12 protein-coding genes are annotated in these 24,469 nt (G+C 72.2%); all 12 read right to left on the bottom strand.

Features of this window, described 5'->3' with window-relative positions; translation table 11 throughout:
• Positions 1–60 precede the first annotated feature (60 nt).
• The 12 genes from ACN6LD_RS09865 to ACN6LD_RS09920 all read right to left on the bottom strand — a co-directional run bounded on the left by ACN6LD_RS09865 (position 61) and on the right by ACN6LD_RS09920 (position 23,954).
• Complete coding sequence (locus ACN6LD_RS09865; RefSeq protein WP_445042902.1) at positions 61–564, bottom strand: cysteine dioxygenase; 504 nt, start codon at positions 562–564, stop codon at positions 61–63.
• Entirely contained in the window at positions 561–764 is a 204-nt protein-coding gene (locus ACN6LD_RS09870) for a hypothetical protein (RefSeq protein WP_319191877.1), read from the bottom strand. Before ACN6LD_RS09870 ends, ACN6LD_RS09865 begins: the two co-directional genes overlap by 4 nt.
• Before the next feature lie 29 nt (positions 765–793).
• The gene (locus ACN6LD_RS09875; protein ID WP_445042903.1) at positions 794–1,543 is read right to left on the bottom strand and encodes a thioesterase II family protein; all 750 of its coding nucleotides are present in this window, start codon (positions 1,541–1,543) and stop codon (positions 794–796) included.
• A gap of 28 nt (positions 1,544–1,571) precedes the next feature.
• On the bottom strand, positions 1,572–2,804 hold the full coding sequence (locus ACN6LD_RS09880) for an aminotransferase class V-fold PLP-dependent enzyme (protein WP_319191874.1): 1,233 nt from the start codon (positions 2,802–2,804) through the stop codon (positions 1,572–1,574).
• On the bottom strand, positions 2,801–4,087 hold the full coding sequence (locus ACN6LD_RS09885; RefSeq protein ID WP_445042904.1) for a phenylacetate--CoA ligase family protein: 1,287 nt from the start codon (positions 4,085–4,087) through the stop codon (positions 2,801–2,803). Before ACN6LD_RS09885 ends, ACN6LD_RS09880 begins: the two co-directional genes overlap by 4 nt.
• Complete coding sequence (locus ACN6LD_RS09890; protein WP_445042905.1) at positions 4,084–5,103, bottom strand: TauD/TfdA family dioxygenase; 1,020 nt, start codon at positions 5,101–5,103, stop codon at positions 4,084–4,086. The genes ACN6LD_RS09885 and ACN6LD_RS09890 overlap by 4 nt, the downstream gene beginning before the upstream one ends.
• Positions 5,097–8,222, bottom strand: coding sequence for a non-ribosomal peptide synthetase (locus tag ACN6LD_RS09895; RefSeq protein WP_445042906.1), 3,126 nt, complete (start codon positions 8,220–8,222; stop codon positions 5,097–5,099). Before ACN6LD_RS09895 ends, ACN6LD_RS09890 begins: the two co-directional genes overlap by 7 nt.
• Positions 8,222–8,812 carry a DUF6817 domain-containing protein gene (locus tag ACN6LD_RS09900; protein ID WP_319191868.1) on the bottom strand — a complete coding sequence of 197 codons (591 nt, stop codon included), beginning with the start codon at positions 8,810–8,812 and terminating at the stop codon, positions 8,222–8,224. Before ACN6LD_RS09900 ends, ACN6LD_RS09895 begins: the two co-directional genes overlap by 1 nt.
• Positions 8,805–16,433, bottom strand: coding sequence for an amino acid adenylation domain-containing protein (locus tag ACN6LD_RS09905; protein ID WP_445042907.1), 7,629 nt, complete (start codon positions 16,431–16,433; stop codon positions 8,805–8,807). The genes ACN6LD_RS09900 and ACN6LD_RS09905 overlap by 8 nt, the downstream gene beginning before the upstream one ends.
• 23 nt (positions 16,434–16,456) lie before the next feature.
• Positions 16,457–22,147, bottom strand: coding sequence for an amino acid adenylation domain-containing protein (locus ACN6LD_RS09910; RefSeq protein ID WP_445042908.1), 5,691 nt, complete (start codon positions 22,145–22,147; stop codon positions 16,457–16,459).
• 210 nt (positions 22,148–22,357) lie between these two features.
• Positions 22,358–23,653 (bottom strand): MFS transporter, encoded by a 1,296-nt coding sequence (locus tag ACN6LD_RS09915; RefSeq protein WP_319196467.1) that lies wholly within the window; start codon positions 23,651–23,653, stop codon positions 22,358–22,360.
• Between the two features lie 94 nt (positions 23,654–23,747).
• On the bottom strand, positions 23,748–23,954 hold the full coding sequence (locus ACN6LD_RS09920) for an MbtH family protein (protein ID WP_319196466.1): 207 nt from the start codon (positions 23,952–23,954) through the stop codon (positions 23,748–23,750).
• Positions 23,955–24,469 lie beyond the last annotated feature (515 nt).

Consider the following 24,469-nt stretch of genomic DNA (forward strand, 5'->3'; position numbering starts at 1 on the left):
CTTGCGGGGCGCGCGGCGTTCTTCGCGCGCCCCGCAAGGGGCGTTGCTCCCGGCAAGGGGTCAGGCGGTCACCAGCCGCGGCCGGGTACGCGTTTCGCAGTGGGGGGCGGTGTGCGCCGACATCTCGGTCAGACCCGGGTGGTAGACGTGCAGGCTCACCGCCGGCGTCAGCGCGTCGTTGACGACCTGGTGCACGTAGCCGGGTGCGAAGACCCGCTGGGCGCCGGGCCCCAGCACATGCTTCCTTCTCCGCGTCCGCTCGGTGAGCGTGCCCTCCAGGATCGTCAGGACTCCGGACGATCGGCCGTGGTCGTGCAGCTCGCTGCCCTGCCCCGCAACCCAGGACAGCAGCCATACCTCGTACCCGGGGCCGGTGCTCAGCCGGTGGTACCAGCGCGTCGTGGCGTCGTACCGGACGAGGTGCTCCCACTGGGGTCGGTCGGCGGCGACGGAGCGGGCCAGGCCCGCGAACTCGGCGACGGTGGCGGGGTGTTCGCGTGGGCGCTGCAGGAGGTGCGGGACTTCCAGGATGTCGCCGGCGATCTGGAGGTCGCTGTCGCTCACGTACAGACCACCCGGCTTCCGGAGAGCCGGCGCACGGGAGATCCGGCAGTTGCCGCGGGCTCCGGGGCCTGGGTCTCGGCGGTGCGGCCCGGCCGGGCGGCGACGGCGGGAGTGCGAGCGGTGGGCGGACCGTCGCGCCAGGTGACGAGGTGGGCGCAGCACCGGGGCAGCGGCAGGCCGGGGTTCTGTGGTGCGTTCATCGCTGATCCTTACGTCGAGTGCGACCGCTTCACGGGGTGCGGTCGAGGGCGGGCCGGGGCGTGCGGCACGAGGTCAGGTCCTGGAGCAGCGCCTCGTACCACAGGTCCGCGCCGTCGGGTCCGGTCAGGAAGTGCGCGGCCTGCAGGCTTCGCCACGAGAGGCGGTCGGTCTCGTCACGCCAGGCGAGGGCCGAGGGCGCCGGGATCACGGCGTCCTCGGCGCCGTGGTAGAGGAAGACCGGGCAGCGCAGACGGTCGTACTTCTCGGGTCTGCGGTAGCTCTCGCTCGCGTGGAGTTCCGCCCGGATGGTGGGGAGGAACAGTTCGAGAAGTTCCTCCTCGTCCGTCAGGTCCGAGCTGAGGCCGCCGATGCCGGCGAGTTCGGCGAGCAGTTCCGAGTCGCCCAGCGAGCGCCAGTCGATCGGCGGCAGGGGGGTGGACGGCGCCCGCTGGCTCGCCGCGAACACGGCCTCCACCCGCTTCCCGGACGCCTCCAGTCGCGCGGCCATGTCGTACGCCACGAGCGCCCCGTAGCTGATCCCGACGAACGCAAGTCGCTTTGCGCGCGTGATCTCCGCGGACAGCGTGCGCATCGCGTACGCGCTCACCGAGGCGACGTCCGGGAGGGGCTCGTCGAAGAGGCGCCCCTCCCGGCCCGGCAGGTCGGGCAGGACCACCTCGACATCGTCCGGCAGGTCTTCCCGCCAGCTCCGGTAACGTCCCAGCCCACCGCCGGCGTGCGGGAAGCACACCAGGGTCAGGGTCCGCAGGCCGGACATGTGCACACCTCCTGTCGATCGGTGGTTCTCAGCGGCGTGAGGCGACGACCGCCGCCGGGCCTATCCAGGTCAGCAGTTCGTCCAGCGCCTCGTAGAGGGCCTCGATCTCGGAGACCTCGTTGTAGAGGTATGCGGAGACGCGGAGGATCTCGCCGCCGGCCAGGTCGGTGACCAGCGGCTGTGAGCACATGTGGCCGCTGCGCACCATGAAGCCGTAGGAATCGCTCAGCATGCGGGCGACGTCGCCGGTGGGTACGCCCTGCTCGAGGCGCAGGCTCACGAGCGCGATCCGGTCGGTCAGGTCCGGCGGCCCGATCAGACGCACCCCGGGGCGGGTGAGCGCCCCGCCGACCAGGGCCGCGGCGAGTTCGCGTTCGCGCCGCCGGAGCGCCGGGGAGTCCAGGGACTCCAGGTACCGGATCGCCGCGCCGGACCCGATGACGGAGGCGATGGCGGGTGTGCCCGCTTCGAACTTGAAGGGGGTGCGCCGGTCCACGCTGCCGTCCAGATCGACCCAGTCGACCATGCCCCCGCCGACGGAGAGAGGGCGCAGCCCGGCGAGGAGCCGGCTGCGGCCGAAGAGGACGCCGACCCCGGTGGGGCCGAGCATCTTGTGCATCGAGAAAGCCAGGAAGTCGACGTCGAGCTCGCGCACGTTGATGCGCTCATGGGGCAGGGACTGCGCGGCGTCGAGGACGATGACCGCGTCGGTGGCCGACCGGATCTCGGCGATCAGCTCCGCCACCGGGTGGACGACGCCGGTGACGTTGGAGCAGTGGGTGAGCGCGACCACCTTCGGCCGCCCGCGCAGCAGTTCGCGGAAGTGGTCGCGGTCGAGCCTGCCGTGGGCGTCGACCCGGGTCAGTGCGAGGCGGCCGGCCCGCCGCCACGGCAGCGTCTGCGAGTGGTGCGCGTCCATGCACCCCACGACGTAGGCGTCCGGTTCCAGGCCCAGTCCGTGGGCGACCAGGTTCAGGGCCTCGGTCGTGTTCCGGGTCAGGACCACCTCGTTCGCCGCGGCGCCGAGGTGAGCGGCGATCGCCACCCGGGAGGCCTCGTACCCGTCGGAGGCCTCCTCGGACAGCCGGTGCTTGCCGCGGTGGATGTTCGCACCGTTGGTCTCGTAGTACTCGGTGATCGCCTCGATGACGGGCCGCGGCTTCAGGGTCGTGGCCGCGTTGTCCAGGTAGGAGATCGTCTGACCGTCGATCTTCCGCCGCAGGGCCGGAAAGTCGTCCCGGAGGTTGTCTCGAAGGGTCATCGCGCGCCTTCCGCGGAGATCTGTGAGACGCAGGGCTGGAACTTGCCGCTGCGTTCGCCGGCGATGTAGTCGACGGCCTCGACCCGCACCGGATTCGGCGCCAGGGCTTCGGTCAGACGGTCGGTGAGCGCGGCGATGCCGTCGGTCCGCGCGTCCGCCTCGGGGATGTACCGGAAGGTGCACGCTCCGGTGCGGTCCTGCTCCAGCTTGTAGACCTCGATGCCGGGGGCGTCGCCGACCACGGCGTCGACGGCGCCCGGCGTGACGACACGGCCGTCCGACAGCTGGATCATGTGGGTGGCACGGCCCTCGATCCGCACCAGGGGCAGCTCACTGCCGCAGCCGCAGGCGCGGCCCATGGGCGTGAAGTGGTCCCCTGTGGCGTACCGGATGCGGGGGACGAGCGCGTCGTCCTTGGTGGTGACGTACAGCTCGCCCGTCTCGCCGTCCGCGACGGGCTCGCCGTCGCGGACGAACTCCACGTGGAAGTCCCGGTCGTTGATGTGCCGCATCCCGTCGTGGCACTCGAACCCGAGGTAGCCGAGCTCGGACATGCCGATCATGTCGCCGATCGCCAGGTCCGGCCCCATGAACTCCTCGATCTGGCGTCGCGCCACCCGTGTCATGAGGGTGTATCCGCTCACGAGGTGCAGCCGGCGCGGCGAGGTGATCCGGCGGCCGAGCCGTCGCGCCCACCTCGTCAGGAAGGCGAAGTGCGTCGAGTCCACCACCAGGAGATCGGGTTCGTAGAGATCGATCTCGTCGAGGGCCTTGACGATCTGCCACTCCGGTGTGGCCAGGAGGTCGTGGGCCACGGTCAGCACCAGGGTGCCGTCCGCGAGCGTGCGGTCCTCCATGGTCGAGAAGCCCGTGGCGCATTCCACGTCCGAGCAGTTCGGCGGGGCGAAGCGGCAGATCCTGGGGCGGCTGCCGGGACGCCACAGCTCGTCGAAGCGGCGGTTCACGCCGAGTGCGGTCGCCTGCCGCCTCGCCAGGTCGTAGGCCAGGATGGCGCTGTTCAGCCGCTCGCCGGAGGTTCCGGAGCTCTGGAAGCGCATGACGTGCGGCGAGTTGAGGGTGTAGCCCTTGGCCAGCACCCCGGCGGGGAAGTTCCGCCGGTAGTGGGACTTGGAGGTGGGCGGCAGCCGATGGAAGTCCGCCAGGCCCCGGATGTCCTCCGGCCGCAGGCCGCTGGCTTCCATGTGCTTGCGGAAGAAGACGGTGTTGTCGAACGCGTAGGCGATCTCTTCGCGTACGGCTTCGAAGGTCGTCGGGTCGCTCATGCCATGGCCACCAGGACGGTACGGGACCCGGTGTAGGGGTTCCTGCCGTGCGAGAACTGCTCGTTGTCGACGATCATGACGTCGCCGGCCTGCCAGGGCAGCGCGATCTCCTCCGCCGCGTAGGCGGCGCGGATCTGCGCCAGGTCCTCCGGGTCGAGGGGCGTGCCGTCACCGTGGAGCGCGTTGCGGGGCAGTTCGTCCTCGGCGAAGCTCTCGCGCAGCTCGCGCTCGACGTGCTCGGGAAGCGAACTGACGTGGAACAGGTTCGCCTGGTTGAACCAGACCCGCTCCCCCGTCGCCCTCGCCTCGACGGTGGCCTGCACCACGTGCCGGGTGCGCAGCCGCTCGCCGCCCAGCCACTCCGCCTGGATGCCGTGCTGTGCGCAGTAGGCGTCGACGTGGGAGCGGTCCTCGGTCTGGAAGGCCTCCTGCCAGCTCAGGTCCATTCCATGGCCGAAGTTGCGCACGTACATCACGCCGTGCCGCTCGAAGCGCTCACGCGTGTCCTGCGGCAGCCTGGCGTGGACGCGGGCGCTGTCCGCGATGGGCGTCTCGCCGCCCGTTGCCGCCGGGACGACGCAGGTGAGGAACAGGGTGGACGGCCACGAGTCCGTGTACGACATCTCGTTGTGCTGGGGGATGGTCTGGTCGGCCGGGTACTCCGTCGACGTGAAGACGTTGCCGTCGACCCGCCGGCGCGGCGTGGAGCGGTTGTCGTAGTCGCGCAGCTCGCCGTCGAGCCCGGTGGCGAGTTCGGCCAGGCCCGCTGCGTCCAGCGGTGCGAAGCCGCGCAGCAGGACGGCGCCGTGCTCGTCGCGCAGCCGGGCGAGGGCGTTCCCCGAGCCCGCGAGCCACTCCCGTGCGTCGAGCCCGGTGAGGGTGGGTGTGCAGGACACCGCGCGCGATCCGTCGATCAGCGGGGCGACGCGGACCAGCGTCTCGCTGGTGACCGCGACGGACCTCCGGGCCCTGCCGAAGCGCCCGTTCGTGCCGGTGTCGGTCGTCTGGGTCAACATGCGTCTGCCGCTTTCTTCTCGAGGAGCTGGTCGATGAACTCGGCGAGCTCCGACACGACGGGGAACTCGAAGAGGTTGCGCAGCTTGAAACTCACCTTGAAGTCGTCCCGCAGCCGGGCGACCAGCTGGGTCGCGAGCAGCGAGTGACCGCCCACCTCGAAGAAGTCGTCTTCGGCGCCGACCTGACGCAGCAGCAGGAGCTGCGCGACGATGTCGGCGACCCGGCGCTCGGTCTCGGTCCGGGGTGCGACGTAGGCGGTGGATCCCTGGGTGTAGAAGCCCGGTTCGGGAAGCATCGAGGCGTCGACCTTCCCGGTGCTGGTGAGCGGGAAGGCGTCCAGGGCCACCAGGTGGGCGGGCAGCATGAAGTCCGGGAGGCGTTCGGCCAGGAACTCCCGGAGCCACTCCGCGCCGCCCCGGCCGCCCTCGGCGTCGATGAGGTAGCCCACGAGGTGGGCGCCCGTGCTCTCACCGGCCTCCACGACCAGGCTGCCGGTCACCCGGGGGTGCTGGCGCATGACCGCCTCGATCTCGCCCAGCTCCACGCGGAAGCCGCGCAGTTTGATCTGCCGGTCGACCCGGCCGAGGAACTCGACGGTGTGGTCGGGAAGGAGGCGTGCCTTGTCGCCGGTGCGGTACATCCGCCCCGACGGGTCCGGGCTGAACGGGTCGGCGACGAACCGGGCGCTCTGGTCCTCGGTCGGGGACAGATAGCCGTGCGACACGGACGTTCCGCCGATCCACAGCTCGCCCGGCACGCCGACCGGCAGCGGCCGGCGCAGCGGGTCCAGGACGTAGGCGCGGGCGTGTCGCATCGGGGTGCCCAGCGGGACGCTGGAGGCCAGGGCGGCCAGGTCGTGGGAGGCGGTGGCCTCTCCGCAGAGCACGCCGACGGTCGTCTCGGTCGGGCCGTAGTGGTTGTAGAGCCTGCAGTCGCCGAGGTAGTCCTTGAACAGGTTGTACCAGCCCCAGCCGAACGGCTCGCCGCCCGCGACCAGGGCCTGGTGCGGCATCAGCCGCTCCGGCGCCTCGGCCACGGTGAAGACGGCCTCCAGGTGCGAGGGGGTGATCTTGAGAAGGTCGTAGCTCTCGCGGGAGAGCAGTTCGGCGAGCGCCTGCGCGTCCGCGGAGACCTCCGGCGCGACGACCAGCAGCTCGCCCCCGGTGACGAGGGGCGGGAACAGCGCGGTGTTGCCGAGGTCGGTGCCCAGGGTGCTCAGGGCGACCGAGTCGACCGGGCCGGTCAGGCGCAGCCGGTCGAGCACGCCGTCGAGGTAGGCCGCGAGGTGCCCGTGTCCGACGAGGACGCCCTTCGGGGCGCCGGTGGAGCCCGAGGTGAAGATCACGTAGGCGGGATCGTCGTCGGTGGTCGCCACCTGCGGACTGTCGCTGGTCCGGTGGGCGCAGACCGTGAGGTCCGCGTCCAGCAGGACGGTGTCGCAGTCCTGCGGAAGGGTCGCTGCCGTCTCCTCGGTCGCCACGGCGTGGCGGAGACCGACCGCGTCGACGACCGCGGACCGGCGCTTGGCGGGCAGGCTGGGGTCGATCGGCACATACCCGGCCCCGGCCTTGGCGATCGCCAGCATGGCGACGACGGCCAGGTCGGAGCGTTCGAGGCACAGCCCGACCAGCTCTCCGGCCTCCACCCCGCGCCCGACCAGCTCGTTGGCCAGCCGTCCCGAGGCCTCGTCGAGCTGCCGGTAGGTCCAGGAGCGCGTGGCCGTCCTGAGCGCCGAGGCGTCGGGGGCGAACCGCGCGGTCCGCTCGACCTGGCGGTGCCAGTGCTCCCCGGGGCGCTCCGGCGGCTGCGCCGGGTTCACGGCCGCGACGAGCTTCCGCGCGGCGTCCCCGTCCAGCATGGCCAGGTCGGGCACGGCGATCCCCGGATCGCCGCCGAGCGCCGACAGGGCGGCGCGCAGACACGCGAGCAGCGCCTCGACGCCGCCCTCCGCCATGCCGAGGGTCTGGTGGCGCAGGGTGAGACGGATCTCCCCTTCCAGGACCTGCGCGCAGAGCGCGACCTTGCGGGTGTCGTCGGACGGTTCGATCCACAGGTCGCGGAAGGCCGGCTCCTGGGGCGAGCCGAACCCGGTGACGTCGTGGAAGGCGAACCCCGGTATGCCGGCGACGTGCTGGCCGGCCGGGTCCATGGAGCTCTCGTCCGCCTGCTCGAAGCCGTCGAGCTCCAGGTCCACCGAGCGCAGCAGATCGGTCAGCGTCGTCTCGTCGGAGACCGCGGCGAACACCGGCACGGGGGTCTCGAACAGGCCGATGGAGGTGAGGAGCTCCGGGAAGGGCCGTCGGGTGAGCCGGGCGTTGACCGCCAGACGTTCCGGACGTCCGGCGGCGTGCCACAGGGCGGCGAACCAGCCGGTCAGCAGCACGCTGCGCAGACCGCCGTCGCAGTCGTCGCCGAGGCTTCGCAGCCGCTGCGCCAGGGGCGCGGGAACGGTCCACCGCAGGTCGGCGAGAGAGGTGTCGTCGCTGAGGAGTTCGAGCGGCAGGTTCAGCGGCGGAAGCTCCGTCAGCCGGGCCGCACGGTCGGCCGCGAGTTCCTTCTGGCGCGGGCTCGCCGCCCCCTCGTCGACCTGCCACTGGGCGTAGTCGGCGTACTGGACGATGCCGTCGCGGCTCCACGGGGCGCCCTGCAGCCGCGCGGCGCAGGCCTGCCGGAGGTCCCGGAGGAACACCTCGGCGGAGAGGGCGTCCATGCTCATCCGCGGCGCCGAGACGACGAGCGAGCGCTGTCCGCCGGTGTGCGTGAACAGGGTCAGGCGCAGGGGCTCCGCGTCCTCCTCGGTGGTCTGCGCACGTGCCTCCTCCTGTACGAGGGCGGTGAGTGCGGCGTCGTCGCCGGAACGCTCCGACACGCGGACCCGCGGACTGTCCTCGATCACCATCAGCGCGGTGCTGTTCTCGCCGAGCACCTTGCGGTAGACGGTGCGCAGGCTCTCGTGCGCCGCTGCCACGTCGTGCGCCGCGTGTTCCAGCACCTCGCGGTCGAGCGACGTGCCGAGGGCCACCCGGGCCACCGTGCGGCCGGCCCGTCCGGCCGCGACGAGCCCGAGGACGTGCTCCTGCTGCTTCGACAGACGGAAGCCTTCCCAGGCCTGCGACATCAGTTCTGCTCCGGCTCGATCCACAACTGCCCCTTCGTGAACGTGTTCCATGTGTTGACTGCGTCCGGACCGAGGTATTCGGCGGCGATCTGCCAGAAGCCCGCGTATTCGGCCGGGAGGTTGAGATGGGAGTGGCTGACCTGCTGGGGCATGTGCGCCAGGACGTCGCCGAGTTTCATGCGGAGGAGGTCTTCGAATTCATCCCGGTCCATCGGGATGTCCTCGCCGGTCCGCCGGTCCTTCAGGGCCGGCTCCCCTTTCGGGCGCATGATGTTGCGGAAGCTCTTGCCGAGCGACGCGTAGTTCATGACGGAGAAGGTGTGGATCATCTCCTCCACCTGGGTCCCGACGACGGCTCGGACCTCGACGCGTCTCTCCTCGGGAATGGACTCGACGTTGTCGTTGTGCAGGCCCTCCGTTCCGTACACGCCGTGGAACAGTCCCGCGAGGCAGACGTGCTCCCCCGCCTTCATGTCCTGGAGGATGGCGCAGGCCCGGAACATGTGGTCCAGGAGGGTCTCGTCCTGGTGCGCGATCTTGTGCAGGCCCAGCTGCACCAGTTCGCCTCGATATCGTTCGGCGTCAAGCATTCAGCATTCCTCGGTTGTCCTGCGGTCGCCGCTGCGACCGGATGTCGTTCCATGACCGCTTTTTCCGCGCCTCTTCCTTTCCTTCCCACAGGTTTTCCAGAGTGCGGTTGACGAGGCTGAGCCTCGCGTCCGGTTCGGTGGACAGGAGTTTCACCAGTTCGGTCAGACAGTGCGTCAGACGGCGGACGGTGGTGTCGGAGAAGAGGCCGACGCGGTAGTCGATTCCGCCTTGCATTCCGCCGTCGGCGTCGGCCACGAGCGTGAGCTTGATGTCGTGCACCGACAGCAGGAATTCCGCGTCGATCTCCTCGGCGCTCACGCCGGGGATGTCCCAGTCGGGCAGCGGGACGTCCTCCAGCAGGAACCAGGTGCGGTACACCGGCGCCGACTCTCCCGAGCGGCGTTCCGGCCTGACGGCCTGGACGACGTGGTCGAAGGGCACGTCCTGGTTCGCGTACGCCTCCAGTGCCTTCTCCCTGACCTCCCTGAGCACGTCGGTGAAGGTCGGGTCGCCGGTGAACCGCGTACGGATGGCGAGGCTGTTGACCAGGAACCCGATCGTGTTCTCCAGCTGCGGGTGGGCGCGGTGGCCGGCGGGGACGCCCACGACGACGTCCTGCTGGCGGCACCACCACTGGAGCAGCACCTTCCACGCGGCGAGGTATCCCATGAACGTGGTCGCGCGTTCGGCCGTGCAGACGTCCCTGAAGCCGGCGGCCACCGCGGCGTCGACCGCGAGCGGCGCACGGGCCCCTTCGATCACCTCGGAGTCGTCGATCGTCCCCTCGGTGGGGAGGGCCAGCACGGGCAGTGGAGCGGCCAGTTCGCGGCGCCAGAAGTCGATCTGTCGCCGGAACTCGCCCGAGTCGGCCTGCTCGGCCTCCCACAGGGCCACGTCGGCGTAACCCACGCCGGGTTCCGGGAGGACGGACGCGTTCGCGCCGCGGTACAGCGCGCTGATCTCACGGACCATGATCGAGGTCGACCAGGCGTCCCAGACGATGTGGTGCACGGACACGACCAGGACGTGCTCCTGCGGTCCGACCAGCAGCAACCGCACCCGGAAGTGGGGTCCGCTCGCGAGGTCGAAGGGGGTGCGCGCCTCCTCGGCGATCACCCGCTCGGGGGCGAGCCTCAGCGGGTCGTCGCTCACGTCGATGACCTGGAAGTCGAGCGGTTTGCCGGTGCCCGGCATCTGGTGCGGGGCGTCCCCGGCCGCCTCGAACGACAGCGACAGGACGTCGTGCCGGTCGACGAACGTCTCGAAGGCGCCGCGCAGGGCGGTGATGTCGAGCGGGCCCGTGAGGCGGAACGGCTGGACCAGGTTGTACGTGGTGCTGCCCGGGACGAGCTGGTCGTGGAACCAGAGGCGGGCCTGCGCGGCCGTCAGCGGAACCGGGGCCCCGCCGTGGTCCGTGCGGGTGGGCCCGGACGCCGAGGCCGGGGCGCCGCCGCCGTCTGCGGAGCCGATCGCGGCCGCGATGCGCTCCAGCGTCGGGTTGTCGAAGATGACTCGGATGGGGATCTCGACGTCGAGGGCCTTGCGCAGTCGTACGACGGTGCGCATGGCGGTGAGCGAGTCGCCGCCGAGCTCGAAGAAGTGGTCCCGCCGGCCGACCCGTTCGACGTCGAGCATGCTCACCCACACCGCCGCGACGATCTTCTCGACCTCCGTGGCCGGTGCCTCGTACACCGTCGGCTCGTCCGGCTCGTCCGGCACCACGAGGGCCTTGCGGTCGACCTTGCCGTTGGCCGTGAGCGGCAGCTCGGAGATCTTGAGGACGGTCTCGGGCACCATGTAGCCGGGCAGCTTGGCGCCGAGGAACTCCCGTACGTCCGCCGGGACCTGGCGGCCGTCCTCGGGGACGACGAAGGCGATCAGCCGCTTGGCTCCCTGCGGGCGGCCGTGGACGACGGCCACCGCCCCGCGCACGGCGGGATGCTGGAGCAGCGCCGTCTCGATCTCGCCCAGCTCGATCCGGTATCCCTGGAGCTTGACCTGGAAGTCCTCGCGGCCGAGGAACTCGATCTCGCCGCTCGGCAGGAAACGTCCCAGATCGCCCGTCCGGTACAGGCGTTCGCCCGTGACGGGGTGGCGCACGAAACTCGCGGCGGTCTTCGCCTCGTCGCGCAGATAGCCCTCCGCCAGGCCGGTGCCGCCGATGCAGAGCTGCCCCGGAACACCGGTCGGACGCGGCCGGAACGCCTCGTCGAGGACGTGGAAGGTCTGGTTGCGCATCGGGCGGCCGTAGGGAATCGACGGCCAGTCGGCCGGCACCTCGCCCACGGGGTGGAGGATGGACCAGATGGATGCCTCCGTGGCGCCGCCGAGGCTCACGATCTGCGGCGTTCCGAGGACCCGCCGGATGCGTCCGGGCAGGGTGACGGGGAACCAGTCACCGCTGAGCATCACCAGCCGCAGCGCGTCGCTGTGCGCACCGCCCACCGTCATGTGCTCGACCAGCAGCTCCATCAGCGCCGGTACGGAGTTCCACACGGTGACACCGGCCCGTTCGGCCAGGTCGAGCCAGACCGCCGGGTCGCGGTGCGAGGCCGGGTCGGGGACGACGACCGCGCCGCCGACGGCCAGGGGACCGAAGATGTCGTAGACCGACAGGTCGAAGCTCAGGGACGACAGGGCCAGCGTCCGGTCGTCCTCGCCGACGCCGAAGCGGTCGTTGACGTCGACGACCGTGTTCAGGGCGCCGCGGTGACTGATCATCACGCCCTTGGGGACGCCGGTCGAGCCCGAGGTGAAGATGACGTAGGCGAGGTCGTCGGCGTCCGTGGCCGGCCGGGCGGCGTGGGTCGTCCCCGGGTCGCGGGGCAGCGTGTCCACGGCGAACACCGTGCCGTTCGGCCCCAGCGGCCCGGTGAGCCGGCCCGCGATCCACGACTGGGTCAGCACGGCCCGGACCTGGCCCTGGGCGAGCAGGAAGTGGATCCGCTCCTCGGGCAGCTCCGCGTCCACCGGCAGGTAGGCCGCGCCCGAGGCCAGGATGCCGAGCACCGCGGCGCTCTGTTCCCAGCCCTTCTCCATGACGACGGCGACGACGTCGTTGGGCCGGACGTCCAGTGCGGTGAGCCGGGCGGCGATCACCCGGGCGCGGCCGGCGAGTTCGCCGTAGCTCAGGGTCCGGGTCCGTGTGATCACGGCCGGCCGGTCCGGCGCGCGCTCGGCCACGGCGAAGAACGGCTCGTGGAGCAGACCCGACGGCAGGCGGCCCGCCGTCCGGTTGTAGTCCTCCCGCGCCGCCGCGTCCGCGGCCGGCAGCAGCGACGGAAGGGGCAGGTTCCACCGCGCCTCGTCGTCGGCCAGCCACCGCAGCAGGTCCAGGGTGGCGGCGTGGATCGAGGCGACCAGCCCGTCGGGGAAGAGCTCGTCGACCGCGTCGATGTCCAGGGTCAGGGAGCCCTCCGACTCGAAGACCTGGGCGTCGATCCACACCTGCGGCGTCTGGGAGATGCTGAACACCTCGCGGCCCAGGCCGATGTCCTGGCCGTGGTCGAGGAAGAGGCTGGTGAACACCGCCGGCATCGCCGCGTCCGGGCGCACCTTCTTGATCTCGCGCAGGACCCGGACACCGCTGAACAGGCGGTGGTCGATGTCGGTGAGCAGCTGATCGCGCACCGCACGCGCCCGCTCGCCGAACGAGCCGGCGTCGGCCGCGTCGACCTCCAGCAGCGTCACCGAGGTGAAGTCGCCGACGACTGCGTCCACGCCCGGGTGCAGCGGAAGCCGGTTGGCCATGGGCAGGTTGAGCGTGAACCTTCGGTGTGTCGCCCAGGTCGCCATCGCCTCGCTGTAGGCCGCGATGGTGAGCGCGGTGGGGGTGATGCCCCGGCGGGCCGCGACCGCCTTGAGCCGGCTCCAGCGCTCCTCGTCCAGCGTTCCGCTCACCCGGCTGAAGCGGGGCGTGTCGATGGTGCGCGGCTCGCGGGCAAGCGGCAGCTCGGGGGCGGGGGCGAAGTCCGGCACCCGCTCGCACCAGTACGCCTGCGCACGGCGGTACAGGTCGCTCTCCTCGAGGCTCTGCTCGGCCAGGACGTAGTCCCGGAAGGAGAGCTGGATGCCGGGCAGGTCGAGGCCCGGGTCCCGGTAGAGGTCGGCGAGTTCGCGGAGCAGGACGTTGGAGCTGCGGGCGTCGGTGATCAGGCCGTCGATGCTGTAGTGCAGGCGGGTGCGGTCACCGTCCAGGAGGGTGGCGCGCAGCTCGAACAGCGGCCAGCGCTCAGGTGCGAACACCTGGTGGGACATGGCGTCGCGGGTGGCCTCCAGCGCCTTGCGCGCCTCGTCGTCCGGTCGCCCCCGCACGTCCTGGGCGGCGACGACGTAGTCGGGCACGTCGGTGAGGATCCGCTGCTCGCCGGTGGGCAGCACGATCGCGCGGAGCATGCCGTGCCGCTGGATGAGCCGCCGGAACGCGTCCTGGAGCCGCGGCAGGTCGAGGCCGGTGACCTCGAACTCCTCGTAGCCGTGCATGCCGACGTTGCCGATGTCGAAGACTCCGGTGCGGCCGATCCAGTAGGCCTGCTGCACGTCGGTCAGCGGGAAGGGCTCCGCCACGGCGGCCGGGTCGGCCACGGCGACCGGCAGCGCTCCGGGGTCGGCGTTCCCGGACTCGTCGCGGGCGGCGGCCACCGCACGCGCCAGGCCGCGGATCGTCGGCGACTCGATGAAGGTGCGCAGCGAGACGTCGACGCCGAAGAGGGCCCGTACCCGGGAGACGAGCTGGGTGGCGAGCAGCGAGTGCCCGCCCAGCTCGAAGAAGCCGTCCTCCGGGCCGATGGCCCGGGCGCCGAGGAGGTCGACGAAGACGGCGGCGACCTCCCGTTCGGTCGGGTCCTGGTAGCCGGGCGCGGCGGTCTCCGCCGTCTCCCCCGCCGCAGGGTTCGCCGCCGCCGGGTTCTCCGCTGCCGGGTTCTCCGCCGTGCTCCGGCCGGTCCGGCAGCCGCAGCCGCCCGCGGGCCGGGCGTCGACAGGCGGCGGGTCGATCCAGCAGCGCTCGCGTTCGAACGGATAGGACGGCAGGACCGTGCGGTGCGGCGCGATCCCGCCGGCGAGTGCCTCCCAGTCGACGTCGACGCCTTCGCACCAGAGTTCGCCGACGGCCGACAGCAGGTCCGGCTCGTCCGTGCCGGCCACCGTGGGCAGGCACGCGACCGCGTCGGCGCCGGCGGCCCGGGCCAGCCGGGTCAGCACCTGTCCGGGGCCGACCTCCAGGAGCACCGCCCCGGTGTCGCGGACGGCGGTCAGGGCGTCGTCGAAGCGGACCGTGGCGCGGATCTGCCGGGCCCAGTACGCGGGGCTGGTGGCGTCCTCGTCGGTGATCCAGTCGCCCGTCACGTCGGAGAGGAACGGGATGCGCGGGGGCGAGAGCCGCAGCCGGGCCGCCTCTTCCTCGAACGCGGCCGCCGCACCGTCCATGAGGCGCGAGTGGAAGGCGTGAGAGGTGCGCAGCCGCTTGGAGACGACGCCGAGACCGGTGAGCCGCGCCTCGAAGGCCTCGATCGCGTCGGCCGGGCCGGAGACCACGCACTCGCGCGGTCCGTTGACCGCGGCGAGGTCCACGCCGTCGAGCAGCGCCGACACCTCGCCCTCCGGCAGCGGGACGGCCGTCATCACGCCGGCCGGCGCGGACTGCATGAGCCGGCCGCGCACGGCGACCAGACGCAGCGCGTCCTCGAGGGACATCACGTCGGCGACGCAGGCCGCCACGAGTTCGCCGAGGCTGTGTCCGACCAGGGCGACGGGGTGCACGCCCCAGGACTCCCAGAGCCGGGCGAGCGCGTACTCCATGACGAAGAGCGCGGGTTGCGCGACCGCGGTGCGGTGGACCGCCGGATCGTCACCGGAGACGGGACCGTCGAGACCGAGCACCGGCCGTACGTCCACCGCCCCCTCGGTGAGCGACATCAGCAGGGCAGCGGCCCGGTCGGCCTCCGCCCGGAACACCGGCTCCTGTTCGTAGGCCGCCCGGGCCATGCCCGCGCGCTGGGCGCCCTGTCCGGGAAAGCCGAAGACCACCTCGCGGTCCTGGCCCGGGCCTGCCGTGCCGGAACGCGCGGGAACGCCGGAGCCCAGCGCCTCGACCGCCTCGCCGATGCCTCCGGCGACGACGAAACCGCGGTGCGCGAGCCGTCGGCGGCCTCGCTGCAGCGTGTACGCGACCTCGTCGACGCGCTCGTCCGGGTGCGCCCGGAGGTGACCGGCGAGCCGGTCGACGGCCGTCGCCAGCGCGGTGGGGGTCGCGGCGGACACCGGCAGGACGTGCCGGGTACGGGGACCGGCGGCGGCGGGGGCCTGCGCGGGGGCCTCTTCGAGGACGACATGGGCGTTGGTGCCGCCGATGCCGAACGAGCTGACGCCTGCCCGCAGACGCTCGCCCTCCCAGGGCATGAGTGCCGTGTTGACGTGGAACGGGCTTTCGTCCAGGCCCAGTTGCGGGTTCGGTTCGGTGAAGTGCAGGGACGGCGGGAGCTGCCTGGCCCGGAGGGAGAGGACCACCTTGATCAGGCCGACCACACCGGCCGCCGTGTCCAGGTGCCCGACGTTCGTCTTCACCGAGCCGAGGGCGCAGCGGCCTGCGGGGCCCGTGCCGAAGACGCTCTTGAGGGCGGCCACCTCGACGGGGTCGCCGAGCGGGGTGCCGGTGCCGTGGGCCTCGATGTACGTGACCGTGGACGGGTCGACGTCGGCGACGGCGAGCGCCTCCGCGATGACGTCCGCCTGTCCCTCGACGCTGGGTGCGGTGAAGCCGACCTTGCGCGCACCGTCGTTGTTGACGGCGGAGCCCCGGATCACCGCGTGGATCACATCGCCGTCGGCGAGGGCGTCGTCGAGCCGCTTCAGCGCGACGACTGCGGCGCCGCTGCCGGCGACGGTGCCGTCCGCCGCGGCGTCGAACGCGCGGCAGTGGCCGTCGGACGACCTGATGCCGCCCTTCTCGTGGCGCTGTCCCCGGCGCTGCGGGATCACGGTGGCGCCGCCGGCCAGCGCCACGTCGCACTCGCCGTTGTTCAGCGACTGGCACGCCATGTGCACGGCGACGAGGGACGTCGAGCACCCCGTCTGGACGCTGACGCTCGGCCCCCGCAGGTCCAGCTTGAAGGAGACGCGGGTCGGCACGAAGTCCTTGTCGTTGCCGAGGGCCGTCTGGAACTCGCCCACCCGTGCGACCAGGTCGCCGTTGGGCAGGAGGTTGCGGTGCAGGTAGGCGCTCTCGCCGACACCCGCGTAGACGCCGGTGACCTTGTCCGTCGCGCCCGGGGCGCTCGCCGCGTGCTCCAGGGCCTCCCAGGCGCACTCCAGCAGCAGCCGGTGCTGCGGGTCGAGCATCTCGGCCTCACGGCGGGAGAAGCCGAAGAAGGACGCGTCGAAGCCCTCCATGTCGCCGAGCACACCGAGCCGGCGCACGTAGTCCGGCCGGGCGGCCTCGTCCGGGGAGACGCCGGCGGCGAGGAGTTCCTCGTCGGTGAACGTGGTGAGCGACTCGATGCCGTCGCTCAGGTTCCGCCAGAAGGCGTCCAGCGTGTCCGCGCCGGGACATCGCAGGGCCATGCCCACGACGGCGACGGCTCCGGCGGGCGCGCCGTCGTCGTCCGGGATGTCGTTCGTCATTGCTGTCTCCAAGATGTCGGAAGTCACCGCGCGGTCCTCCGCGGTGCCTGTGCGCGCGAACGCGCCTTGCGTGCGGCCGCCCGGCGGCGTCCCGCGTCACCCGTCGCGGAGGGGCCGCGCCCCTCGTCGGCGAGATGCCGGGCCAGGCTCCGGACGGTGGGGTACGTGAACAGGTCCACCACGGGGATCTGCCGCCCGAGCCGCTCCGTCAGCCGGGCCTGCACCCGCAGCAGAAGCAGCGAGTGCCCGCCGGCCTCGAAGAAGTTGTCCTCCGCGCCCACCTGTCCGACCGCCAGGACCTCGCTCCACACGTCGGCGACGAGGCGTTCCGTCGCGCCGTTGAGCGGGGCCCGCGCAGCTGTGTCCCCCGCCCGGGCGGGAGGTGGCAGGGCGCGCCGGTCGGTCTTCCCGCGTTCGCCCCTGGGCAGCGCGTCCATGAGGACGATCGAGGCGGGCACCATGTACTCCGGCAGTCTCCGTTCGAGATGCTCACGCAGTTCGGCCGCCGTGACGTCGCCGGAGAGGGCGGCGTAGCCGACCAGCACGGGTCTGCCGGGGACGTCCTCGCGCAGTACCGCCGCCGCGTCCATGACGTGTGCATGCGCGTTCAGGGCGGCCTCGATCTCGCCGAGTTCGATGCGGAACCCGCGGAGCTTGACCTGGGTGTCGTCGCGGCCGAGGAACTCGAGCGTCCCGTCGGCGGCGGCGCGGACCCGGTCGCCCGTGGCGTACATGCGCTCACCGGGCGGCCCCCACGGGTCGGGCAGGAACGACGCCGCCGTCCGCCCGGGGTCTCCCAGGTAGCCGAGGGCCACTCCGGGTCCCGCGAGGTGGAGGTCTCCGTGGACGCCCGGCGGGACCGGCCGGAGCCGCTCGTCGAGCACGTACGCGCGGACTCCGGCCAGCGGCCTGCCGATGGGGACGGTCCTCGCGTCGTGCGCATCCCCCGGCCCGGGTTCGTGCAGGGTGGCCGTGATGGTGGTCTCCGTCGGGCCGTACGCGTTCAGCCAGCGCACTCCGGCCGGCGTCGCGGCCCGCCACTGGGCGAGGCGTCCGGCGTCGACCCGTTCGCTGCCCACCACGACGAGCCGCAGAGCGGGGCAGGCGTCCGCCGGGTACCTGTCGAGCAGGGCCACCCATTCGTGCCAGTACGACGCCGGAAGGTTGAGCACGCTCAGCCGTTCCCGCCGGGCCAGCTCGGTCAGCTCCGCGATCCCGGGCACCGGTCCCGCCGGGAGGAGGACGACCCGGCCGCCCCGGATGAGGGTGGCGAAGAGCTCCTCCGCCGCCACGTCGAAGGCGGTGGACGCGAACTGGAGCACCCGGTCGTCGAAGTGCAGCCCGTAGCGGTCCGCGACCGCCCGCAGTGTGTGGGCGAGGTTGCCCTGGCTCACGCACACCCCCTTGGGGGCACCGGTGGTCCCCGAGGTGTAGAGGACGTAGGCCGTCGCCGCCGGGGAGGTGACACGGGGCGCGCCGTCCGGGGCGGGCCCGCCCGCGCGGAGCGCGTCGTCCGCGGAGACGAAGGGGAGGTCACCGCTCGCGGGCCGGCCGGTCGCCGCCGAGCCCAGGACCAGGACCGCCCGCGAGTCCGCGAACACCTGCTCGAGTCGCTCCTGCGGGGCGGCGACGTCGACCGGCACATAGGCGGCCCCGGCCTTCATGACCCCGATCAGCGCGGCCGGCCAGAGGGGTTCGCGCTCCATGCGCACCACGACGGCGCTGCCCGGCCGGACGCCGTGGGCCCGCAGGTGGGCGCAGATCCTGTCGGCCCCGGCGGCCAGTTCGGCGTACGTCAGGGACCTGCCGTCCTGGCTGACCGCGGTGCGCTCGCCCCAGCGGGCGCAGGACTCGTCCAGCAGCCGCACCAGCGTGTCGGCGTCCGCCCCGGGCGTCGTGGCGGGGCCCGCCGCCAAGGCCTCCAGTTCGGCCGCGCCGAGCAGGGACAGCTCCTCGAGCCGTGCCTCGGGTGCGGCCAGCGCGGACTCCAGCAGGGCGGTGAGATGGCCCGCGAACCGTTCCACGGTCGCCCGGTCGAACAGGTCGACGTCGTACTCGATCGCGCCGCGCAGAGCCCCCGACTCCAGCGAGGACTCCTCCCACACCAGGGTGAGGTCGAACTTCGCCACCGGGCTGACGGACTCGTCCACCGTCATGGACAGCCCCGGTGCCAGGGCGGTGTCGCCCGGCACGTTCTGCATCGCCATCATCACCTGGAACAGGGGCGTCCAGCTGGGGTCCCGGGGCGGCCGGACGGCCTCCACCACCTGCTCGAAGGGAACGTCCTGGTGCTCGAAGGCGCTCAGCGCGCCCTCCCGGACGGCCGCGAGGAACTCCGCGAACGTCTGCTCCTCGTCCCAGCGGGAGCGCAGCACCAGCGTGTTGACGAAGAACCCGATCATGTCCTCGAGTTCCGGACGGGTCCGGCCGGACACCGGCGTGCCGACGCTGACGTCCCGGACCCCCGCGTACCGGCCGAGCAGCAGCGTGAAGACGGCGAGCAGGGTCATGAAGCGGGTGGCGCCGAAGCGTCGGCCCACCTCGCCGAGCCGGGCCGTCAGTTCACCCGACAGCAGCACCGGTACCGTGTCGCCGACGTGCCGGGGGGAGACCGGACGCGGGCGGTCGACGGGCAGGTCGAGCACGGGCGGGGCGCCCGCCAGGCAGTCTGTCCAGTAGCCGAGCCGGCCGTCCTGGTCGGGGCCGTCGAGCAGCGCGCGCTGCCAGACGGCGTAGTCCGGGTACTGCACCGGGAGCGCCGACGGCGGTCCGGCCGCGCCGCCGAGGCCCGCCCGGTACAGCGACACCAGGTCGCGCAGGAGGACACCGACCGACCATCCGTCGCAGACGGCGTGGTGCATCGTCACCAGCAGCACAGACCGCCGCTCGTGCAGTCTCAGCAGGCGGAAGCGGACGAGCGGGCCCTCGGCGAGGTCGAACGGAAGCAGGGACTCCGCCCGGGCGCGCTCGGCGGCCGTCGCGGTCCGCGCGGCCTCGGGCAGCTGCCCGAGGTCCTCGGTCTCCAACCGGACGTCACCGGCCTCGTCGACCACCTGGACGGGTTCGCCGTCCGCGGTTCCCACCAGCCGGGTGCGCAGCGAGGCGTGGCGCCGCACCAGTGCCCGCAGGGCGTGGCGCAGGGCCGTCAGGTCGAGCACGCCGGTGAGCGTCACGGCCAGGGGGACGTTGTAGAGGGCGCTGCCGGGTTCGAGGCGGTCGAGGAACCACAGGCGCCGCTGGGCGAAGGACAGCGGCTGGGGTCCCGGGCCGGCGGGGACCAGGGGCGGGGCGACGCGCACCGAACGGGCCGCCGCGGCACGCCGCGCGAACGCCGACACCGAGGACGCCTCGAAGATGTCGCGGATGCCGAGCTCGACGCCGAGTCCGGCGGCGACGCGGGTGACCGCCTGAGCCGCCAGCAGGGAGTTCCCGCCGAGGACGAAGAAGTCGTCGTGCGCGGAGATCTCCGCCGCTCCCAGCAGCTCCGACCAGACCCGGGCGACCAGTTTCTCGGTCGCGCCCCGCGGCGGGACACGGGTCCCGGACCGCACGCCGTGCCGCTCGTCCGGCTCGGGGAGGGCCCGCAGGTCCGCCTTGCCGTTCGGAGTGACGGGCAGTTCGTCGAGGGGCACGTACCAGGTCGGGACCATGGCCGCGGGAAGGCGCTCGGCGAGGAACGACCGCAGGAGGCGGGGTTCGGCCCGTGCCCCGTCCGTCATGACCACATAGGCGGCCGGCGCGCGCCGCTCGCCCTCCCCCTTCAGGACCACGACCGCCTCGCGCACGCCGGGACACGTGCGGAGCACGCCGGCGATCTCGTCCGGTTCGATGCGCACGCCGCGGAGCTTCACCTGGGAGTCGGCGCGGCCGAGGTAGTCGAGGACGCCGTCCGCTCGCCAGCGGACGATGTCCCCGGTGCGGTAGAGGCGTTCGCCGTTCCCGAACGGGCTCGGCACGAACCGCTCCGCGGTCAGGCCGGGCCGTCCGACGTATCCGCGGGCCAGGCCCGGACCGCCGATGTGGAGCTCACCGGGCACGCCGACGCCGGAGTGTCCGCCGTGGGCGTCGAGGACGTACAGGTCGGTTCCGGCGATCGGCCGGCCGATCGGGACCCGGGCGTCGGCGGGCGGGGCGCCCACGTCGTGGCAGCTCGCGATGGTGGTGCCCTCGGTCGGACCGTAGGCGTTCACCAGTCGGACGTCGTCCGCCGCGTTCCTTACCGCCCGCACCCTCCGCACGTCCGCGGCCTCGCCGCCGAAGAAGAGCGTGCGCAGGGGACGGAACATCGCCGGGTCCGCGTCGGCGCACTTGTGGAACAGGGCGGTGGTGAGCAGCATCGAGGTGATGCCGTCGGACTCGATGCGCCTGCGGAGCGCCGGCGGCGAGAGGACGTCGTCCTTGGGCACGCCGACCAGCCGCGCGCCGTTCAGCAGCGCCCCCCAGATCTCGAAGGTGGCCGCGTCGAACGAGGTGTTGGCGACCTGGCCCACCACGTCGGAGGAGTCCCAGCCGAGGTAGTCGGCGTCGCGGACCAGCCGCACGATCCCGCGGTGGGTGACGGCGACGCCCTTGGGCAGGCCGGTGGAGCCCGAGGTGTAGAGCACACAGGCCTGCTGGTCGGGATGCGGCGGGGCGAGCTCCGCCGGTCCGGCGGACTCGGCGTCCAGTTCGCCGGCCGGTACCACGGGGACCCCGCCCGTGAAGGAGAGGTCCCGGTCGGCGATCACCAGGCACGCACCGCTGTCCGTCACCATGTGGGCCAGCCGCGCGTCGGGATGGCCCGGGTCGAGCGGTACGTACGCGGCCCCGGCCAGCAGCACCGCCAGCATCGCGACGACCAGCGAGGCCGAGGGCTCCATGGCGAGTCCGACGGCGCTCTCCGCCCGTACGCCGCGTGCGGCCAGGGCTCCCGCCATGCGCTCCGCCCGCGCCTGGAGTTCCCCGTAGGTCAGGGTTGCGTCCCAGAACTGCGACGCCACGGCGTCCGGGTCGGTCCGGCACCGGTCGCGCAGTGCCTCGACCACGCTGACGGCGGCCGTGCGTGCCGGTTCCGTCCCCCACGACGTGAGCAGCGCCCGCTCCTCGGCGGTCGTGTGCACGAGTCGGTACAGCGGCGAGGCGGGTGCGTCGAGGGCCGACTCCAGCAGGGTCCTGAAGTGGTCCGCGAACCGTTCCGCCGTAGCCCGGTCGACGAGGGCGGTGTCGTACTCGATCGTGCCGCGCAGGGTGTCGGCGGGTGACGCACCGTCCCAGAACAGGGCGAGGTCGGGGGCGGGGGCGAGGTCGGGGGCGGGGGCGAGGTCGCCGGCGGCGGTGGGGTCGGACGTGGGGGCGGTGGGGTCGGGCGACGCGGGCCTGACCGGGCCCGGGGACGGTGCGGGGTGGCCGTCCCGCATCGCCGTCATCAGCCGGAACGGCGCCGTGCGGGGGGAGTCGTCGTGCTCGTGCCGGCGCTCGGCGAGGTCCCGCAGGCCGTCCCGGACCTCCGACAGGAACTGCCCGAAGGTCCGTGTGTCCTCCCGACGGTTGTGCAGCGCCGACGGGTCCTGCGGATCGGGCCCGACCGCGACGCCGACGCAGACGTCGGCCGCTCCCGCCCAACGGCCGGCCAGCAGGGTGAACACGGCGGTCAGCGCGGTGAACCGGTCGGTGTCGTGGGCGGCGGCGACCCGGTCCACACGCCCTGCGACCGAGGCGGCGAGTGTGACCGTCACGGCGTCACCCGGTGCGCGGCGCGCCGAGGACCGCAGGCGGTCGGCGGGGATTGCGGGCGACGAGGGTGACGAAGGCGACGAGGGCGCTTCGCCGGACCGGTACCGCTCGTGTGCGATGTCCGCCACGTCGGGCTTCTCCTTCGAAAGGGCATGGCTCGCCGGGGGACGGAGCCGGGGACGCGGATCCGGCTTGTTCGCCGGACGGGATTCTCAGGAGGAGCTGACCGGGCTCGGCTGCGCCGGCCCGTCCACCTGCTCGGGCAGCTGACGCATCGCGCGCACCGGGGACAGGAGTACGACCAGGGAGGGCACGAACAGTCCGACCGCGGACACGACGACCGTCTCGCGCAGGCCCCAGGAGGTGGCCAGGGCACCGCCCATGAGGGAGCCCAGTGACAGGGTTCCCCACGAGAGCGAGCGCACGGTCGCGTTCACCCGGCCCTGCAGATGCTCGGGGGTGATCGACTGACGGAAGCTGATCACGGTCACGTCCCACACGGGGATGCCGAAGAACCCGATGAAGGTGGCGACTCCGGCCAGCACGGCCGAACCGAGGGAGTCCCCGTCCACGGCGGCGAGCAGGAGAAAGCCGACGCCGGGCAGGGCCACGGCGGCCGCCAGGGTGGGGCCGACGCCCAGCAGGGCGTTCAGCCGCTCGGACAGCAGGGCGCCGACGAGCCCGCCGACGCTGCCGACGGCGACGATCAGTCCCACCGCCGTCGAGGCAAGTCCCACCTCTCGGATGAGGTAGAGGAAGTAGACGGCCATGATCGAGCTGAAGAACAGGCTGAGGAAGAAGACCGCGACGGTGCACCAGCGGAGCAGGGGGCTGCGGCCGACGACGGCGAATCCCTCGCGGAGCGAGGCCCGGACCGACTGCTTGCCCTCGGTCTCCCCCGCTGCCTGGGGTGCGGTGTCCGCGGGCAGTCTGATCAGCGCGAGGGCCGAGATGAGATAGCTGACGGCGTCGATGGCGATCACCACGGGAGCGCTCATCACGCCGATCAGTCCACCGGCGATGCCCGGCCCCGCGACCTCGGCGGTCGAGGCGGACGCCTGAAGCTTGCCGTTGGCCTCCATCAGCCGTTCGCGACCGACCAGTCCTGGGAGATAGGACATGTAGGCGATCTCGAAGAAGACGGTCATCACGCCCACGAGGAAGGTGACCACGAGGAGTTGGGTGACCGTCAGCACGTCGAGCCAGTAGGCCGCGGGGATCCAGGCGAGCGCGGCGAACCGGATCGCGTTCGCCGCGATCAGGATGGGCCGCCGGGCCCGGCGGTCCACGAGGACGCCGACGAAGAGTCCGAACAGCAGGAAGGGAAGCGTCTCGAGGGCGCTCAGCAGGCCGGCCTCCATCGGCGACGCGTGCAGGACGACGACCGCGGTGAGGGGCAGGGCCACGTAGGTGATCTGTGTGCCCAGGAACGAGATCGACTGGCTCGACCAGAACACGGCGAAGGCCCTGTTCTGGAAGAGGGAGCCGGGCGGATGCGGTGTCTGCACGGCAGGCCTCCGGTTTCGGCGGGAGTGGGAGCGGGAGTGGGATGGGAGGGAGGAGGGGCGGCGTGACCGCCGGCCGTCACTCCGCGGGGAGCCGTCACTCCATGGAGAAGCGGAGGCTCAGCGGCCTCATGTCCGTCCAGTGCCTGTCGACGTAGGCGGTGCATGACGACCGGTCCGCCGGGCCGTGGACGACGGTCCAGCCGGCGGGCACGGCGCAGTGGTCCGGCCAGAGCGCGTGCTGCCCTTCGCCGTTCACCACCACGACCAGACGACTCAGGGGATCGTCCAGCGCATTCACCATCGGTTCACTCCTCGGGTTGCCCGATCGTTCCAGCGGCGCGCCATCGCGGACCGCTTTGCGGGCTTCACGTTGTCACGTTGATGACATCACCTTTCCATAGTGATCAGAATTTTGGCAACTACTTGTCAAACGCTGTGCCTGAACGCTAGTTTGACGTCACGTCCGGCTCGGACACCACAGCTGCAACACTCTCTCCAAGCCTTACGATGGGATCTCCTGACATGCGATGTTTGCACCGACTCGGCGCCGTTCTCGGTCTGATCACGGTCGTCTTCGTCATCGGTTACGGCACTGCCGCGACAGAGACGGCCGACCCGACCGGAACGGCTCCGATGGCAGGCCCCGGAACGCCGAGGATCGACTGGCCGTAACCGCCGCCCCATCGGAGTCCCGCGACGGATGCCGGAGCGTTGCCAACCTGACCTGAGCGTCATTACCAAAAATTGACAACCGCCCTGGCAACTGCCAAACTGTCGGTGACATGGGGGTGGGGGAAGCCGCGATCNACGGCTTCC

This window comes from Streptomyces sp. SAS_272, from assembly GCF_052543235.1.